Annotated in this window: 16 protein-coding genes, 2 tRNA genes, 1 pseudogene and 1 other annotated feature; of the genes and pseudogenes, 12 read left to right on the top strand and 7 right to left on the bottom strand. The window is 37.3% G+C overall.

The features are described from left to right. Positions 1-63 precede the first annotated feature (63 nt). Together RHP64_RS06690 and RHP64_RS06685 are read right to left on the bottom strand one after the other, a co-directional pair. Positions 64-597 carry a GNAT family N-acetyltransferase gene (locus RHP64_RS06690; RefSeq protein WP_011680039.1) on the bottom strand — a complete coding sequence of 178 codons (534 nt, stop codon included), beginning with the start codon at positions 595-597 and terminating at the stop codon, positions 64-66. A 179-nt stretch (positions 598-776) separates the two neighbouring features. Next, positions 777-1,295, bottom strand: coding sequence for a hypothetical protein (locus RHP64_RS06685; protein ID WP_011680038.1), 519 nt, complete (start codon positions 1,293-1,295; stop codon positions 777-779). A 100-nt stretch (positions 1,296-1,395) separates the two neighbouring features. Here RHP64_RS06685 and RHP64_RS06680 point away from each other — a divergent pair. Together RHP64_RS06680 and RHP64_RS06675 are read left to right on the top strand one after the other, a co-directional pair. Further along, positions 1,396-1,469, top strand: a tRNA-Arg gene (locus RHP64_RS06680). 533 nt (positions 1,470-2,002) lie between these two features. Beyond that, a pseudogene (locus RHP64_RS06675) lies at positions 2,003-2,176 on the top strand (SemiSWEET family transporter); the annotation flags it as partial. A gap of 318 nt (positions 2,177-2,494) precedes the next feature. Here RHP64_RS06675 and RHP64_RS06670 read toward each other — a convergent pair. Next, entirely contained in the window at positions 2,495-2,707 is a 213-nt protein-coding gene (locus tag RHP64_RS06670; RefSeq protein WP_025268209.1) for a hypothetical protein, read from the bottom strand. A 517-nt stretch (positions 2,708-3,224) separates the two neighbouring features. Beyond that, positions 3,225-3,485, bottom strand: coding sequence for a SemiSWEET family transporter (locus RHP64_RS06665; RefSeq protein WP_010285162.1), 261 nt, complete (start codon positions 3,483-3,485; stop codon positions 3,225-3,227). A 536-nt stretch (positions 3,486-4,021) separates the two neighbouring features. Between RHP64_RS06665 and RHP64_RS06660 the strand changes: the two genes are divergently transcribed. The 7 genes from RHP64_RS06660 to RHP64_RS06630 all read left to right on the top strand — a co-directional run bounded on the left by RHP64_RS06660 (position 4,022) and on the right by RHP64_RS06630 (position 9,016). Further along, on the top strand, positions 4,022-4,603 hold the full coding sequence (locus RHP64_RS06660) for a TetR/AcrR family transcriptional regulator (RefSeq protein ID WP_002814844.1): 582 nt from the start codon (positions 4,022-4,024) through the stop codon (positions 4,601-4,603). Between the two features lie 89 nt (positions 4,604-4,692). Then, positions 4,693-4,776 (top strand) — a sequence feature (ribosomal protein L21 leader region). An 11-nt stretch (positions 4,777-4,787) separates the two neighbouring features. Further along, positions 4,788-5,087 carry a 50S ribosomal protein L21 gene (rplU, locus tag RHP64_RS06655; protein ID WP_002814842.1) on the top strand — a complete coding sequence of 100 codons (300 nt, stop codon included), beginning with the start codon at positions 4,788-4,790 and terminating at the stop codon, positions 5,085-5,087. A gap of 27 nt (positions 5,088-5,114) precedes the next feature. After that, positions 5,115-5,432, top strand: coding sequence for a 50S ribosomal protein L27 (rpmA, locus tag RHP64_RS06650; RefSeq protein ID WP_002814840.1), 318 nt, complete (start codon positions 5,115-5,117; stop codon positions 5,430-5,432). Between the two features lie 116 nt (positions 5,433-5,548). Next, positions 5,549-6,643 (top strand): aminopeptidase P family protein, encoded by a 1,095-nt coding sequence (locus tag RHP64_RS06645; protein WP_025268208.1) that lies wholly within the window; start codon positions 5,549-5,551, stop codon positions 6,641-6,643. A gap of 1 nt (position 6,644) precedes the next feature. Beyond that, complete coding sequence (locus tag RHP64_RS06640) at positions 6,645-7,091, top strand: hypothetical protein (RefSeq protein WP_025268207.1); 447 nt, start codon at positions 6,645-6,647, stop codon at positions 7,089-7,091. Positions 7,092-7,175: 84 nt separating this feature from the next. Further along, positions 7,176-8,519 carry a bifunctional metallophosphatase/5'-nucleotidase gene (locus RHP64_RS06635; RefSeq protein ID WP_025268206.1) on the top strand — a complete coding sequence of 448 codons (1,344 nt, stop codon included), beginning with the start codon at positions 7,176-7,178 and terminating at the stop codon, positions 8,517-8,519. Then, complete coding sequence (locus RHP64_RS06630; protein WP_011680030.1) at positions 8,519-9,016, top strand: YutD family protein; 498 nt, start codon at positions 8,519-8,521, stop codon at positions 9,014-9,016. Before RHP64_RS06635 ends, RHP64_RS06630 begins: the two co-directional genes overlap by 1 nt. A gap of 81 nt (positions 9,017-9,097) precedes the next feature. Here RHP64_RS06630 and RHP64_RS06625 read toward each other — a convergent pair. Beyond that, a tRNA-Glu gene (locus RHP64_RS06625) sits at positions 9,098-9,169 on the bottom strand. A gap of 120 nt (positions 9,170-9,289) precedes the next feature. Continuing rightward, positions 9,290-10,333, bottom strand: a complete 1,044-nt coding sequence (locus tag RHP64_RS06620) for a branched-chain amino acid aminotransferase (RefSeq protein ID WP_011680029.1) — start codon at positions 10,331-10,333, stop codon at positions 9,290-9,292. A 218-nt stretch (positions 10,334-10,551) separates the two neighbouring features. Here RHP64_RS06620 and RHP64_RS06615 point away from each other — a divergent pair, with 218 nt between their 5' ends. Further along, complete coding sequence (locus tag RHP64_RS06615; RefSeq protein ID WP_060461419.1) at positions 10,552-11,496, top strand: NAD(P)-dependent oxidoreductase; 945 nt, start codon at positions 10,552-10,554, stop codon at positions 11,494-11,496. Between the two features lie 59 nt (positions 11,497-11,555). Here RHP64_RS06615 and RHP64_RS06610 read toward each other — a convergent pair whose 3' ends face one another. Beyond that, positions 11,556-12,911, bottom strand: a complete 1,356-nt coding sequence (locus RHP64_RS06610) for a threonine/serine exporter family protein (RefSeq protein WP_025268204.1) — start codon at positions 12,909-12,911, stop codon at positions 11,556-11,558. 223 nt (positions 12,912-13,134) lie between these two features. Between RHP64_RS06610 and RHP64_RS06605 the strand changes: the two genes are divergently transcribed. Beyond that, positions 13,135-16,245, top strand: coding sequence for a beta-galactosidase (locus RHP64_RS06605; protein ID WP_061514975.1), 3,111 nt, complete (start codon positions 13,135-13,137; stop codon positions 16,243-16,245). Further along, the gene (locus RHP64_RS06600; RefSeq protein WP_462785000.1) at positions 16,238-17,245 is read left to right on the top strand and encodes an aldo/keto reductase; all 1,008 of its coding nucleotides are present in this window, start codon (positions 16,238-16,240) and stop codon (positions 17,243-17,245) included. The genes RHP64_RS06605 and RHP64_RS06600 overlap by 8 nt, the downstream gene beginning before the upstream one ends. Positions 17,246-17,270: the final 25 nt, after the last annotated feature.

Genomic DNA, 17,270 nt, shown 5'->3' with positions numbered 1-17,270 from the left:
TAATACCACTTGTTGCAAACGATTTATCACGTTTATGTTAAGTATTTGAATTAGTACGGATAATTATAATGAGCTAAAAGGCACAAACTCTTTCGGTTGATCAGAAGGACAGAGTGTTTTTTGCATCCAAAAGTTATCTAGCCATTTTCCAGATTTAAAACCTATTTTTTTAAACAAGCCAACATTCTCATAGCCCATTCGTTCATGGAACTTCTTACTTGTTTCATTCTCTTCAGTAATGCAAGCGATAATATGAACAACATTTTGCTTTTTTAATATATTTTCAATTTCGGAATAGAGCATTTTACCTATTCCGCGACTGCGAGCTTCTTGTGAGACGTATACGCTAATTTCAACGGTCCATTTGTACGCGCCACGACTATTAAACTCATGAGCGTAAGCATAGCCTAAAATCGTGTTATCTTCTTCTATGACGATATAAGGGTATTTCTCAAGCGTATTGGCGATTCGGTCTTCAAAATCCTGGATAGTAGGAACATTGTACTCGAAAGTAGAGGTTGTTCTTTCGACGTAAGGTTTGTAGATATTCAATAATGTTGGTGCGTCTGCTAACTTCACCGTGCGAACATTCATCATATTATTACTCCTAGTTTTGGGATAAAAAAATAATAGGTAACCATTTTAACATGAGATTGCAGGATAATAAATAGTTAAATGTAGTCAATTTGTTCAAGGGAATAGGAGTTATTTTGAGATAGGGTTCGTTTGTTGTGAAAAGAGCAAAAATAAAAAAGCGATTGGTTAGAATCGCTTTTTTATTCTTCATGCTTGGCACCAATTTGGTATATGGCTTCTTCGATATTTAAGTCTTTTTTCATTTGAGTAACAATATTTGCGCGCTGAGCAGAGCTTTTATTGATTGCGTTGACAGACATGGTAATGATTGAATCGAATCCGGTATGGAAACGTGAAGCAACACTAGCGTCAATGTTGTATTTACCAGTTTGTGCGGCTTTAACGATCGTGACAATGCCATTTTGCCCATATAAGGCATCACGAAGTGTCTGTGCATCAGAACTACTTAGATCTTTACTGTTTTCGTTAGCAATAATTTTAGCATCTTTTTCAATTGCCGCCATTGTGCTGTCTTTTTTGTAATTAAATTTACTTAAATCATCAATCAATCTTTTTATATTGGTACGCGATTCTTGTAAATGGGTATAATCAGCTTTTGGCATAGAAACATCTGCGTACTTTGGCTGTTGATTAAAAGTTATAAAGGCGATGAGCAACGCTGCAATCACGACACCCAAGGCAATAAATGCTTTTCTCATGTGGTATTCTCCCAATGTTATCTAATGTTAGTATAAATCAATTTAAGATTAAAAAAAATACTTTCATGAAACGTAATAAAATGTTATTATATTATAGTACGCGCTGGTAGCTCAGCTGGATAGAGCAGCCGGTTTCTACCCGGCAGGTCGAGGGTTCGAATCCCCCTCAGCGCATTTACACCGTTTTATCACAAATGTTGATAGGACGGTTTTTGTTTGCTTAAGTGTTGCTATATGTAGGTGTTGGGAAGTGATATTGTAGTTCTTCTTAAACTTTTACAAATCGTATTTTCGATTTTTGCGCTTTTTTGACTAATGAAACACCACGCAGTGGTTACATATCTAAACACGTTTTTCCGCTGAAGAGATATCCCCAATAGATAGTCTTCACTTGAAAGTACAGATTATTCCCAGCAAAATTTTTTTGATAAAAGCATTCAAGAAATTGAAGAAGTGCTCACAATTAAGAATAAGTGATTTACAAAGAACTATTTAAATGTTGTAGGGTTCATTTAAAGAGTTTTTTGTTATACATTCGAGACCCGCTTTACGTTCATCTTTGAGTATGATATTGAAATAGTCAAAAAAGTGCTTGCTGTAGTGCTCTTTAAATTCTCACAAGATGTCATTGCGGGTTGTGGAAGAGATTCTATAAAAAGTCACCAACTTATAATTCACAAATGTGCACAGGATTAAAACTACTTAGTAACTGTTCGGGTCATCCTGTTGGTTTTTTACAGCCTTTAGTTGCAGTGATTAACGCTTCTCTTTGGACAGGGTATGGTTGGAGTAAAACATATAAAGATTGGCCAATCATAATTTCTAACGTTCCAGGCATCTTTTTTGGATTAGTAACTGTCATTACAATTTATATTCATTAAAATAAGGCACTACGGTGCTTTTTGTTTTAAAATTAGTTTGGGAGGATTATGAATATGTGATTATTTACTGGTATGATGTTAGTAAATAACACATTGAAGGTGACGATATGAGTGATGAAGCTTCAGCAGAATCATGGTTAATGATTGGTGTATTTATTCCAATTATTTTGGTTCTTATAGCTGCTGTTTTGTTCCATTTTTTAAAAAAATAGTTTAAATTATGCCATTTTTAAATTAGCACAAAACGCTATTAAAAGTGCTTAATCATGAAAAGACAACACCAAAATAAAAACCATCAATAATGTTGATGGTTTTTGATTATTTATAAGCATTGTAGCCGTCGCTATACCCTTTAATCATATCTGGCATTTCATTAGTAAAAAACACAATGATAACAGCAACCACTAGAATGATAACCCATATTTTTTGGGCTTTGGTGAATGTTTTGAATAAAGGTTTCAAAACCACAAACGATCCGATAGCACTTACAAAGATTATAAGATGTAATAAAGAAACAATAAAATTTACCATACTTTCCCCCTAGATGTATAGATAAATTATAGCACTAACACCGTGAAAAGAAAGTCTTAAATAACATGAAAAAGTCTAAAGAACCCGAGCAAGATTATTTGTCTGGTTTGAAGCATAAAGATACTACTGATAAGTATTGCGCATCTATAAGTCCAGTCTTGGAAATTTCGTTACTGGAATTTTGATGATGTTGAAAGCATCAAAATTTATCTAGTGACATGAGAGCAATTGGTATTAAGACAGCTAATAAAACTGAAAGCAGCTGATTATTTCTTTGTATCAACTATTATCGGGAGTTGCATTCTTAGCATAGTCATTGAGGAAACATGGGTTAAAGTTTTGGTGACAGTTCTTATAAATACCCCCTTGGTTAATTATCACGTTATTTATAAAAAGCAAAAAACGCACAAATGAAATGACACAAAATCAGGGGAACATTATAAAAAATGTTTCCCTGATTTTAATGAACACAATCTTTAAAAATGTTTATAAAATCACAATGTAAGCTGTCCAGAAGTTAAACGGCAGTCACGAAAGCAATTAGACCAAATATTATGCCTGGAAAATTAGCTAAGGCGACAGGTATGTCGCGATGATTCTTTTTTAGTGCGTAGATAACCCACAAGGTACAATTGATAGCCGCCACCAGTGGTTGTAAGGGGTTCGCCTTAGAACCAGCTAGATTATCTGCAATTTGAGGGATATACGAAACATACATTAACACAGCCATGACGGTCGCAATCCAGCTTAGGTACTTTATAAAATTTGTTTCTTTCACGATATTCTTCTCCCTTTTTATTGTACGCTTTAATAATACAACGAAGTGAAGAAAATCACAACTTTTATCATATTGATGAAAAGTGGTCGCAATTTTTACCTTAAAAGTTGTAATTTTAGAATATTTGTCATATTAATTTGTACCTTTTTTAGAAATAGTGCTATTATAAACATACGGTGATCTTTTCTATATTCTATTTTATTTCATAAGATCCTTATTCATTTCATTATTGGGGGATCACCATACATAGACGGGGATGGGGATAATCATGTCTGTTAAATACAATAGTTTAATATAATAAACTATGTAACGAGTGCCTGATTAGGGTACTTTTTTATTGGAAAAGATTAGTGAATATGCTGTCGCTGCCCGTGACATGAAAAGTAATATTTCATTTAATTTCAATATGTTATGATTTACTAAGAGTGAATAATTAGAATATCTGATTGGTTAATAATTACTAACTGAAATTGATGATTGAAGAATATAGCAAATAAAGTGGGAATAACCATAATATTTTAGTCAGGAGTAAATTTATGTCAAATAAAACTGATGCACGTGTTGTACGTACTAAACACATTATTCAAGCTGAAACAATTTTATTACTATCAACTCAGCCAGATTTTTCTATCACAACCCTATTGGCTCGTGCGAACATCACGCGCGGCACATTCTACAAATATTATCGTAACAAAGAACATCTTATATCTGAGATTAATGATTCCTTGATTAATGACCTACTGGAACATACGCAACAAACTTTTAAAATAACCGACATGATCAATACGGTTAGTAAACAAGCGGCTTTTTATAATGCTGTTTTGAACCATGATATTGACAAACCATTTAGTGATGCACTATATAGTAGGCTGCGTACCCAAATGGCAACCCGTACCAGTGAGTTAAACGACGAAGAACGACGGGCGCAACAATATCAATGGGAAGTTATCAATGCTGGCTTTTGGGCCATCATGGCTAAGTGGTTAGCGGATAATATGAACATTTCGCAATCTGACTTGTTTAAAGAATTTACAGAGCTATGGCGAATCAATACCAACACGGTTGCCAGCAACGGATTGAACCTATTCGACTTTAGCAATGGTAATGAACTGATATGATGGTCATCTGAGTCATTCTGGATTATTTGAAGCTCTTTTGAAAATCATTGACTCGATGATCTATTTTTGTTATAATTAAACGGTTGTTAGCATAGCTACAACCACTCAGAACAGGTCAAAGCATGCTCGGGACAAGGGCCCGACCGCCTGTGATGGTGAGTCTAAGTATAAGGAGAAACCAATAATGGCATACGCAATTATTGTAACTGGCGGCAAACAATATAAAGTCGCTGAAGGCGACACAATCTTCGTCGAAAAGTTAGATGCAGAAGCAGGTGAAAAGGTTACTTTTGACCAAGTTGTATTAACTGATTCAAAGATTGGTACACCTTTTGTTGAAGGTGCAAAGGTCGAAGGTACTGTTGAAAAGCAAGGCAAGCAAAAGAAAGTTATTACTTTCAAGTACCGTGCCAAGAAGCATTCACATACTAAGCAAGGCCACCGCCAACCATATACACGCGTGAAGATTGATTCAATCGCGTAATCATTACTTGTAAAGGAGAATAGACTTATGTTGATGAATCAAGAAAACTTGCAGATGTTCGCGCACCACAAAGGTGGCGGATCTTCAGCCAACGGTCGTGACTCAGCTGGTCGTCGTCTAGGAACTAAGGTTGCTGACGGACAAGACTTAACTGCTGGTTCAATCATTTACCGCCAACGTGGTACGCATATTTATCCAGGCGTAAACGTTAAAAAGGGTGGCGATGACACATTGTTTGCTTTGACAGACGGTGTTGTTAAGTTTGAACGTAAAGGTCGCGAAAAGCGTCAAGTATCTGTTTACACACGTGAACAATACAATGAAATTGTTGCTGCTGCAAAGTAAGTAATAATTATTGAAAAGGCTAACGTATTATGCAGATAATATGTTAGTCTTTTTACTTACAAATGATTAACGTTGCAGATGTTATAATTAAATCAGTTATAGGAAAGAGGATTTTTATGTCAAAGTACTATGAGGCGCGTATTGCTAAATTGCAGAAGCTACTGGCCAAGCTTAACTTGGACGGTATGATTGTTTATCAAGGTTTTAATACAAAATATTTAACTGGATTTGAAGGTGGCACAGGTGATGGTATTGTAGTTGTTGGCAAGAAGAATGCTCGCTTAATTACAGATGCTCGTTACGAAGAAGACTACAAAAATAGATTACCTGAGGGTGTTGATTTTAAAGTCACACGTGATTATTACGGCGTTGCCGTAGAAACAGCGCAAGAATTTGGTATCAAGAAGTTGGCTTTCGAAGCAAGCTTACCTTATCACATTTATGATTACTTGGATGAATTATTGCCAGCAGATATTGATTTTGATGCATTGCCAAAAGCTATTGAAGTGTTACGCGAAGTCAAAGACGCGCAAGAATTAGAAGCTTTACGTAAGGCGGCTAACGCTTCAGTGAAAGCATTTAAGGACTTGCTACCCTTTATAAAACCGGGTAAGACAGAGCGTGAAGTTGCCAATGAATTGGATAGACTACAAAAAATATATGGTGCACAAAAAGCATCATTTGATACAATTGTTGCCTCTGGATATCGATCAGCATTACCACACGGTGAAGCAACTGACAAAGTGATTGAAAATGGTGAGTTAGTGACCATCGATTTTGGGTATTATGTTGATGGCTATACTTCGGATGTAACACGAACAATTGCTGTGGGCAATGTTAGTGATGAACTGAAGACTATTTATGAAATTGTTAAACAGGCTAATCAAAATGCTATTGATGTTGTTAAACCAGGAATATCGGGTAGCGAAATTGATAAAGTGGCACGTGATTATATTACAGAACATGGCTATGGTCAGCAATTTAATCATGGTGGTGGTCATGGCGTTGGTCTGGACATTCATGAAGGTCCAGCAATTAGCCCACGTTCTAGTGATGAAATGCAAGTTGGGCATTTGCTAACAATTGAACCAGGAATTTATCTAGCTAATCAGGGTGGCGTCCGTATTGAGGATGACGTTATTGTTACGACAGATGGTTTTGAAAATTTGACAGCGGCGTTGCCTAAAGATTTAATAGTTATTGAGGAATAGAATGGCACAAGAACGATTAGACTTTTTAGTATTTTATCGAGGTAATTTGGTTACGGGCTTTGATTACATATACGTAAAACGTCAAGAAGGGCATGCTTTCTGGCAGAGTGCTCTCAAGGCGCAGGAAGCAAAAGATATTTTAGATAAGGACTTTATGTTTTATAATCCACATTTAAATGACAAAGGGGAGCCTTTTAATTGGCGTTATCGTGAGGATTGGGTTGATATGACAAAAGTTTGGGATCATTTTTCAGAGGAGGCAATGGCCTATATTACGACTTGGATGAGTGAATACCGTGGCCCATCTTATGATGATCCTAGTAAAAATGATGAATGGGGTGTTCGTTTCAAAGTACCAGGGGAAAAGGAGCAATTTATTTGGGGATTAAATGCTTTTCCTGCAAATTTGGACGATTTTAGTCATTTTTTGTATCGTTTTGGACAATAAAAAGACGTCGGTTGACGTCTTTTTACGTAGATAGGTGTAAAATTAAAATATAAATCATTTCGTGATCGGCTAGAGAGGAAACCAATGGGGACAATTCACTTATTACATACAAATGACATTCATTCGCATTTCGAAAATTGGCCGCGCATATCACGCTATTTATTAGCAGGTCAGGCTAAGTATGATGAGAGCTTTACATTTGATATTGGGGATGCAATCGACAGGTTACATCCATTGACTGAAGCAACTCAGGGGTTGAGCAATGTTTCGTTAATGAATGATGTACATTATGATGGTGTGACTATTGGAAACAACGAGGGGCTTGTTTTCTCACATGACACCATGAATCATTTATATGATAATGCTAACTTTGATGTATTATTGGCTAATTTGAAGGAAATGCCTCATGATACACAACCTAAGTGGGCTAAAAATTACAAAATTTTGACCACTAAAGATAACACGAAAATAGGTGTCATAGGATTAACAGCGCCATACCAACTAACTTATCCGGCACTTGGCTGGGATCCCATTGCTATTGATGAGACGTTAGACAAGTACTTACCAGTTTTGCGTGATCAAGTAGATATTATTTTGTTACTCTCTCATTTAGGTTTGCCAACAGATGAGCATATTGCTCAGAAATATGACGTAGATGTTATTATGGGTGCCCATACGCATCATCTGCTACCGCAAGGTAAAATGGTTAGTGGCACTCTGTTAGCAGCGGCAGGGCGCTATGGCGAAAATGTCGGTGATATCACATTAACTATCAAGGGTCATCGAATTATTCATAAGTCGGCGATAGCAACACCCACTTATGAGTTAGCAGAAAACGATGATGATTATAAAACAGTTCGGAGTTGGATTGCTAAAGGGCGAGAATTACTCGAACAACAGTACGTGTGCACATTGCCTCGTGAGATAACATCAGATGAACAAGTTTATGATGGCTTACGTGCTTTGAAGCAGTATTATAATGTGCCAGTGTCAATGATTTCTACAGGGATGTTTAGTGAAGAGTTACCAAAAGGAAAACTAAGTCGCTATGAACTACTAGAAAGTATGCCACACGCAATTAATCCAATGCTAATTACCATATCTGGAGAAAAGCTGCTCTCCTTATTGCACAGTATTGACGAACAGATAACGAACTTAGCGCAGTATCCTATGAAAGGTAGTGGGTTTCGAGGTAAAATTTTTGGTTATATGCGCTTTGATGGTATTGATCGACAAAAGAATGGTGAAGTTTTGTATAATGGAGAGGCGATCGATAAAGGTAAATTGTATAAAATAGCGACACTCGATCATTACAAGTGGATTTCTTTTTTCCCAGATGTAGCGCAAGCGCCAGCAAAAATAGAATTAAATCTACTTTTGCGTGAACTTATGGCAAATTATTATGCGAATAAATATAAGGATAACTAATGGATCACGACACACTAAAAGAACGTACACTCAAACAACAAGAGGAACGCAAAGGGACTTATAAAGTTAAAAAGCTGGGTAATGAGGTTGAAATTGACCGTTTGACGCTAGAAATAGTTGAAGACTTTAAAGATGCCTTTGATGAAGATAAACTAGCCATACGATACACACCGCTATTAGCTCAGTATGATTATATTGTAGGGGATATTTCTGCTGAACAATTACGCTTGAAGGGCTTTTATAATAATAATAAAGCAGTGAATAATCATGATAAAATTCAATCTTTACAGGATTATTTGTATGAATATGTGAATTTTGGCGCACCATACTTTGTTCTAGAAAATATTAATCCTCGTGTTCCTGAGGTGAACGAGCGTTCCAAAAATAAGAATAAAAGTAAGCATCATCGGCCCGTAACTCATAAAAAAGAATCAAGAGCAAAAGTGGCTGCAGCTAAACAAAAAAACAAGAAATCATTTGTGATTAAGCAAAAATAAGAGCCATTTTAGGCTCTTATTTTTTGATTTATTGATATATAGAAACAAAAAAAGCTACAACCAAAGTTGTAACTTAATTAGTAGCTCGTGAGAGAATCGAACTCTCGATTCTGCCGTGAAAGGGCGGCGTCTTAACCACTTGACCAACGAGCCATGATCAATTTGTTATTTGCTTGAATCAAACAACTATAATAGAATAACAAGAATCTGCAGCGCTGTCAATACTTTTTAAGTACAAAATAAAAAACGTCACTAAGACGTTTTTTTAGTATATTAATCAAGTGGTACGTCAACTGCCCAGCCTTCGGGACCTTCTTGGTCACCATATTGGATGGCTGTCAAACGATCGTAAAGCTTTTGTGTCCAAGGACCAACTTCTGTTTCAGAATAGAATACGTGCTTGTTACCGTTATGTGTAATTGAACCTACAGGAGAAATTACAGCAGCAGTTCCCATTGCACCAGCTTCAGCAAACTGATCAAGATCATTGATTGAAATAGTTGTTTCTTCAGCTTTTAGGCCAAGTTCTTCAGCTACTTGAAGCAATGAATATTTGGTTACAGATGGCAAGATTGAAGGTGACTTTGGTGTTAAGAAGCGACCATCCTTTGTGATACCGAAGAAGTTGGCTGATCCCAACTCTTCAATATTTTCATGCAAACGAGGATCCAAGTAAACAACATCAGAATAACCAGCAGCATGGGCTTCATCACCAGCAAGCATTGAGGCACCATAGTTACCACCAGCCTTGGCTGCACCAGTACCACCGTGAGCAGCACGATCATAATGATTAGTAACGTAGGCTGTTGGTGTTAATCCACCTTTGTAGTAAGCACCAACAGGAGTTGCGTATACTTCAAAGACATAGTTATCTGCTGGATGCACGCCGACAACTGGGCCACCACCAAATTCAAAGGGACGTAGATAAAGTGTTGCGCCAGTTCCGTAAGGTGGGATGAAATCTTGGTTTGCCTTCGTAACTTCTTTTAAAGCACGCACAAAAAGTTCTTCAGGGACGGGAGCCATCATCAAACGAGCGGCTGAATTTTGTAGACGCTTTGCATTACGGTCAGGACGGAAAATGTTTGCACCACCATCCTTACGGCGATAAACTTTCAACCCCTCGAAAATTGTTTGACCATAATGAAGTCCGGTTGCTGCCTCATTGACTGGAATGTTTGAGTCTGTTTCGAGACCACCTTCGCTCCACTTACCATCTTTATAATAGGCACGAAAACGATAAGGAAGGTCATGGTATTCGAATCCCAAGTTGTCCCAATCAAAATCTTCAGCTTTAGCCTTTCGTTGTTCTGACATAATACGTCCTTCTTTCTTAGAAAAATATGATAAAACTACTATAACGCTTAGAAGGGAATTGTGCAATAGCTAACGATGAATCTTTTTAATGTTAATTATTTAGAAATCTCGTATAATTAAAGGTAGTGCTGAAGCCTATGAATTGGGTCATTGCACAACATCACTAAAATTATTTATCATATCAGTGATAAATCAAGTATTATTGGAGATGAATTAAAATGGCATTATTACTGGCAGTGAAAGCAATAACGCAAGAAAACCGTGAATTTCTTGCACAATATGATATTAGCGTTGTGACACCGGACACGATTACCGATGAGCAATTACCTGAGGTATTGATAAGTTATGCTTGGGATACAGAAATTGGGCATAAAATCCTTGCTAACCCAGAATCAAAATTAAAGTGGATTCAGGCGCAATCGGCTGGTGTTGACTACTTACCCTTGAAAACACTACAGGAGCGTCAAATTACTGTGACAAATGCGAGTGGGTTAAAAGCGGTACCTATAGCTCAAACTGTTTTGGGCTATATTCTCCACTTTGCTCGTGGCTTAAATGTTTATTCTACACGGAAACATTGGGAGCCTTTTACAGATCAGTATTTGATGAGTGAATTACCAGTTTTGGTGTTTGGTACTGGTCGAATTGGACAGCAAATTGCTCACGCTGTAAAATCATTGGGCGGTGTAGTTTTTGGTGTAAATACTACAGGTCGTCCAGTTGAAGGATTCGATGCAACTTATGCGATTTCTGACTATCAAGAAGCACTAGCTAAATCGCAAGTTGTTGTTGACGGGTTACCAGGGACAAAAGAAACCGAAAACTTTTTTGATGAGCATTTTTTCCAACAGTTTAATCAATTGTTTTTGTTTATCAATATTGGGCGTGGCACAACTTTGAATCAGGACGACCTACTTTCAGCAATTGATGATTCTCGTGTCAAATATGCTGCATTAGACGTCACAACACCTGAACCATTACCAATGAATCATCCATTATTTGAGCGGCCACAAATCTTATTGACACAACATACAAGTTGGGGTGAACAAGAAAGTGCTGGTCGTGTTGGTGGATTATTTCGTTTGTTTGAAAAAAATGTTCCTTCATTTATGGCTAATGGTACGTTCGTTCAAAATGTTGTTGATCTAAATAAAGGATATTGATATTCTTTTAAAAAAGCAGTAAGACTCTAATTTAGAGTATTACTGCTTTTTTGTTTATATTAATCAAAATGCCGCCAGTCTTTATCTAGTATGGCACGTGCCACAAACAACCCCAGTGGTAAGAACATGATAATTAAAGCAGCCTTGGTCATCCATAGCGCGCCAATACCGATTTGGTTATTACCAATACTATATACTGCACGATAGATATACAAACCAGGCACCATAATGACGATGGAAGGAACAGTTAAGGAAATTCTTGGATAACCATTGTAACGATTGACCATCGATGCGATTAATCCTGCAACCAAAGCGGCAAAAAATGCCGCCGCTGCGGGAGGAATAGTAGTTAAATCGACTAGTTCTAGTCGCAGAGTGTTGGCAATTGCACCAATGCATCCAGCCACAGCAGCCATTTTTTTCGAGCTGTTAAACATGATTGAGAAACCAAATACGCCGCAAAAACTGGCTGGGATACGAAGTAACATCAGTGTGATTGACGATAAGCCAAGTGGCAAAAAATTTGCTGGTCTAAAATGAACCAGCGAAGCGACTAACCAACCAACTAATGTGGCAATTAGCGTGATCATTATGGCATAAGCTAGTCTTTCCAAACCAGAGCGCATGTCTAATTTCGAGATATCTAACATACTAGTAATAAAAGGAAAACCAGGAATAACGAAGAGCATAGCCCCAATATATCCGGCTTCATGCTGAGCTAAAATATGGAAATAAAATTCGAATATTCTAAATGCAAACATATAGGTGATGCATGCTGTGGCAACACTGATAGCGACGCCCACAATGGTGGTTATAGCATGTTTACCTAAAATTGAACGGACATAGTTTCCAATCCCAGCACCAATAAATGAACAGATCATCTCTGGAATACCGCCGCCAAGTAAAAAAATGAACGCACTACATGCTAGAGCAGCAGCAAGGCCAGAGATGATCGGCGTATATTGCTTTGGTCGATTTTGAATGTCGTTAATCGTATGATGAATTTGACCAATAGTTAAAGATGAAAAATCATCTTGGATATTGTTAACGAAATGCTCTAAAATATTTAGCTTGTCGGTATTTACACCTGTATTTGGCAGCGATAATACTTGAGAATAACTTTGATTATTGCTAAAACAAGTATATTCCAATGAAATTAATCCAATATCGGCAGAGCATGTGAGGTCTAGTTTTCTAGCAACCTTATTCATTGCATCTCGCACTCGCCATGCGCCAGTACCGCAAGACAACATGAGAATACCAATTCGACCAACAATTGAGGCGCGTTCCTGGAGACTAGCATTTTTAGCTGGAATATTTTCGCTTTTAATAAAAGTGGCCCAAGGAATCGTCATATGATGGCGTAAAGACAAAGGTATTTTTTTTAACACGTGTGGATTACTATTCTTGTCCATTATTTCCTCCAATGAATCAATGAAATTAATACAACACTCCTAATTCCTTCATTATAGTTGCAGTTGCTGTCGTATTCAAGCTATTCAATAGTGATGAATAAAGGGTTAACAAGTTCTTTGCGTCCCAAAAGTAGATGAACTCCGATAGGTAAGCGTTTACATTTCTGAACATCGATGATAAGATGTGTGTATAATTTGGCAGAAGAATTCTCGAGGATTAAATATGACAAGTATAAAACAAATATTAGCACGCCATGATTGGGAAAATCCAGTGGTAACGAATTGGAATCGATTACCACTACACACGAGTATGAGCTACGCTAATGAACGAGACAAACGAGAAATTAAACAACCACGAAAAAGCCTCAATGGACCTTGGCAGTTTAGTTATTTTGAAAATCTATCAGACATTGACGAAGAATGGCGAAAAAAAGACTTGCCTACGTCAAAAATTATTCATGTTCCTAGTAATTGGCAGTTGCAGGGGGACTATGATGTTCCTGTTTATACAAACGTTACTTATCCATTTCCAGTAAATCCACCGTATGTGCCGACTGAGAATCCGGTTGGCGCTTATTCCAAAAAGGTCTTTCTTGATAATAAATGGTTAGCAGATAACACAGAATCACATGTTGTCTTTAATGGTGTTGGGTCTGCATTTTATCTTTGGGTTAACGGAGAATGGGTCGGCTATTCGGAAGACAGTCGCTTACCAGCAGAATTTGACATCACTGAAGAATTGCGAGCTGGTGAAAATCGTATCGCGGTTTTGGTGTTGAAGTGGAGCAAGGGGAGCTATTTTGAAGATCAAGATATGTGGCGAATGTCGGGAATTTTCCGTGATGTTGATCTTATTCGTGTTCCAAAAACAAGATTTCAGGATTTAGCAATTGAGACAAAACTGGATGAAGATCTTGATGACGCAACTGTTGAGGTTAGGGCACAATTAGTTGGAAATTCGGCGGATAACTTGAGTGTGACTGCTGAATTATTTTACCATGGTATGAGCTTGTTCAAAGCAACAGAACAATTTGGTAATCGAGTAATCGACGAACGTGGTACTAATGATGGTCAAGTTAGTTTAGAATTACCAGTAAAAAATCCGGCATTATGGTCAGCTGAAGTACCAAATTTATATGATATAAAAGTTTCTTTGCACGATGGGGAAGAAAACTATCAAATTGAAAATAAGAAAGTTGGTATAAGGAAGGTTCAAATTAAAGATGGTTTACTGACTTTAAATAATCAACCGTTATTAATTCGTGGTGTCAATAAGCATGAATTTAATTCAAAAACAGGATACTATGTTGATGAAAAAACAATGATTGATGATATCCGTATGATGAAGGAGCATAATTTTAATGCAGTAAGGCTTTCTCATTATCCCAACGCTTCACGATGGTACGAGCTGTGTGATCAATATGGATTATATTTAGTAGATGAGGCAAATATCGAGACACATGGTGTCAAGCCAATGAATTACCTTACAAATGACCCTAAATACTTACCCTTGATGATGGAGCGAGTGACACGAATGGTTCAGAGAGACTATAATCATCCATCAATTATTATTTGGTCGTTGGGGAATGAGTCTGGCTATGGACATAATCATGATGCAATGTATCAATGGCTTAAAAATACCGACCCCTCTCGTCCAATTCAGTATGAGGGTGGTGGTGCTGATACACCGGCAACGGACATTATTGCACCGATGTATGCACGTGTTGACCAAGATCAAGTGGAAGAGGTCAACTCAAAATGGGCTATTAAAAAATGGATTGGCTTGCCAAAAGAAAATCGACCACTGATATTGTGTGAATATGCGCATAGCATGGGGAATAGTTTAGGTGGATTTAATAAATATTGGGAGGCTTTTGAAAAATATCCAAGACTTCAGGGTGGCTTCATTTGGGATTGGGTAGATCAGGGCCTGCTCACAAAAAATAACGAAGGCCAATCATATTATGCTTATGGTGGTGATTTTGGTGATTATCCTAATGATCGCCAATTTAGCTTGGATGGGTTACTATTTCCCGATCGCACTCCAAAACCAGCCTTGCTGGAGGCAAAATACTGTCAACAATATTTCGCTTTCCAACTTGAAAAAGATCCAACTGGAAAAGTTAACTATATGACGGTCTCAAATAAGCATTTATTCAAAACAGTCAATGATGCAACCTTAATTTATCAAATTTTGTCAAATGATCAGGTGATTGAGACTAAAAAAATCAAACTCAATTTGGCACCCCAAACTGAAGAGAGAGTCAGTTTGAATTTCTCCGATAACAGCAATGAAGATGTTTATATGAACTGCCAGATTGTTCAAGATAGCACTGATGGCCTTATCCGGTCTGGTACATTACTGGCTTACAAGCAATTTATTTTGAGAAATAAACCGATAATGATTAGTGACGTACGATCATCTGATGATTATGAAGATTTCCTTATAAATGATGCGACAGACTCCTTGTCCATTTCTTTAGATGATGCTATCTGGCAGTTTAATAAGCGTACAGGTTGGTTATCTAATTGGATAAAGAATGGGCAGGAAAAAGTACTGACTCCATTGAAAGATCAATTTAGTAGAGCAGCTTTGGATAATGATATTGGAGTGAGTGAGGTAACAAATATTGATCCAAATGCTTGGTTTGAAAGATGGCAAGCAACAGGGTTCAATCACTTGAATGAAAAGCTTGTGCAATTCAATTGGACAGCATTAAAAGATGAGGTACGAATCACGACACAACATCAATTTTTATCACCGATTGATCAACATATCATGTTTATATCTAGTAAAGAATATCGAATAAATCATGTTGGTGATTTAAAAGTGTATGTGGATGTTTGGCGGCAAGTTGCCGATCCACAACCAGCACGTATTGGATTGAGTGTTCAAATTAACGCAACGACTGACGCAGTGACTTATAGTGGATTGGGACCAATGGAAAACTATCCAGATAGGCGTTCAGCGGCTATTCGTGGCAAATGGGATGCTTCCTTGAAGGAACTTTATACACCGTATGTTTTTCCTAGTGAAAATGGCTTGCGTACTGAAGTGGCGTATCTTAAATTTGATCATCATGTCATTCGGGCACTTGAACAACGTTTTTCATTTAATTTGAGTCAATTTAGTCAAGCGCAATTGTCAGCAGTCACGCATCAACACCTATTAAAACCTGAAGAGGGTGTTTGGTTGAACATTGATGGCTATCATATGGGTGTTGGTGGCGATGATTCTTGGTCTCCAAGCGTGTCGCCAGAGTTTTTATTATCAAACGATCATTATCATTATAGTTTTTCGTGGTCAAATACAGAAGGAGAAGCAAATGTATAGAGCTAATAAAAATCGTTACGAGAAAATGATATATAACAGAATTGGTAACAGTGGATTACAGATTTCAGCTATTAGTTTGGGCCTTTGGAATAATTTTGGTAGTGTGGATCCCTACGAAAACCAAAAGGAAATTATTCACCAAGCTTTTGATTTAGGTATCACATATTTTGATTTAGCCAATAATTATGGTCCTATACCAGGAAGTGCTGAAGAAAATTTCGGCAAGATTATGGCTACGGATATGAAACCTTATCGAGATGAAATGGTTATTGCAAGCAAGGCTGGTCACGAAATGTGGCCAGGCCCTTATGGTAATTGGAATTCTCGAAAAAGCATCATTGCCAGTGCAGATCAAAGTTTAAGACGCACTGGTTTAGACTATTTTGATATTTTTTATAGTCACCGTCCTGATCCGATGACGCCACTTGCAGAAACCGCACAAGCTTTAGACCAATTGGTTCGTCAAGGGAAGGCGCTTTATATTGGTATTTCTAAATATTCGAGTCAAGAAACACAAGAGATTGTCGATATTTTTAAAGAATTAAAGACGCCATTCATCATTCATCAACCACGTTATAATATGTTTGATCGTAAAGCTGAGCGAGGTTTGTTTACGACATTAGGAGAAAATAAAAAAGGTGCGGTTGGATTTAGCTCCTTAGCGCAAGGATTGTTGTCAGATAAATACTTGAAAGGTATTCCAAATAATTCACGTGCGAACAAAGTAACAATCCCCTTTTTGACAACAGAAAAAGTTGAACCAACAATTAATACGGTGCAAAAGTTGAATCAAATTGCACAAAGGAGAGGTCAAACGCTACCACAAATGGCACTTGCTTGGAATTTACGAATTCCTGAGTTGGCTAGTGTTTTGATTGGTGCTAGTAATCCAAAACAGGTCATAGAAAATGTCAAAGCTTTGGACAATCTACCATTTTCACCAGAAGAGTTGCTTGAAATTGATCACGCATTGAGCGAATATGCACCCAATCAAGCGTAATAGTTTCTTTCATTCTGGATTATTC

The organism is Leuconostoc sp. XM4, assembly GCF_055698815.1.
The sequence above is the reverse complement of the archived record's forward strand: the minus strand, read 5'-3'. Positions and strand labels throughout refer to the sequence as shown.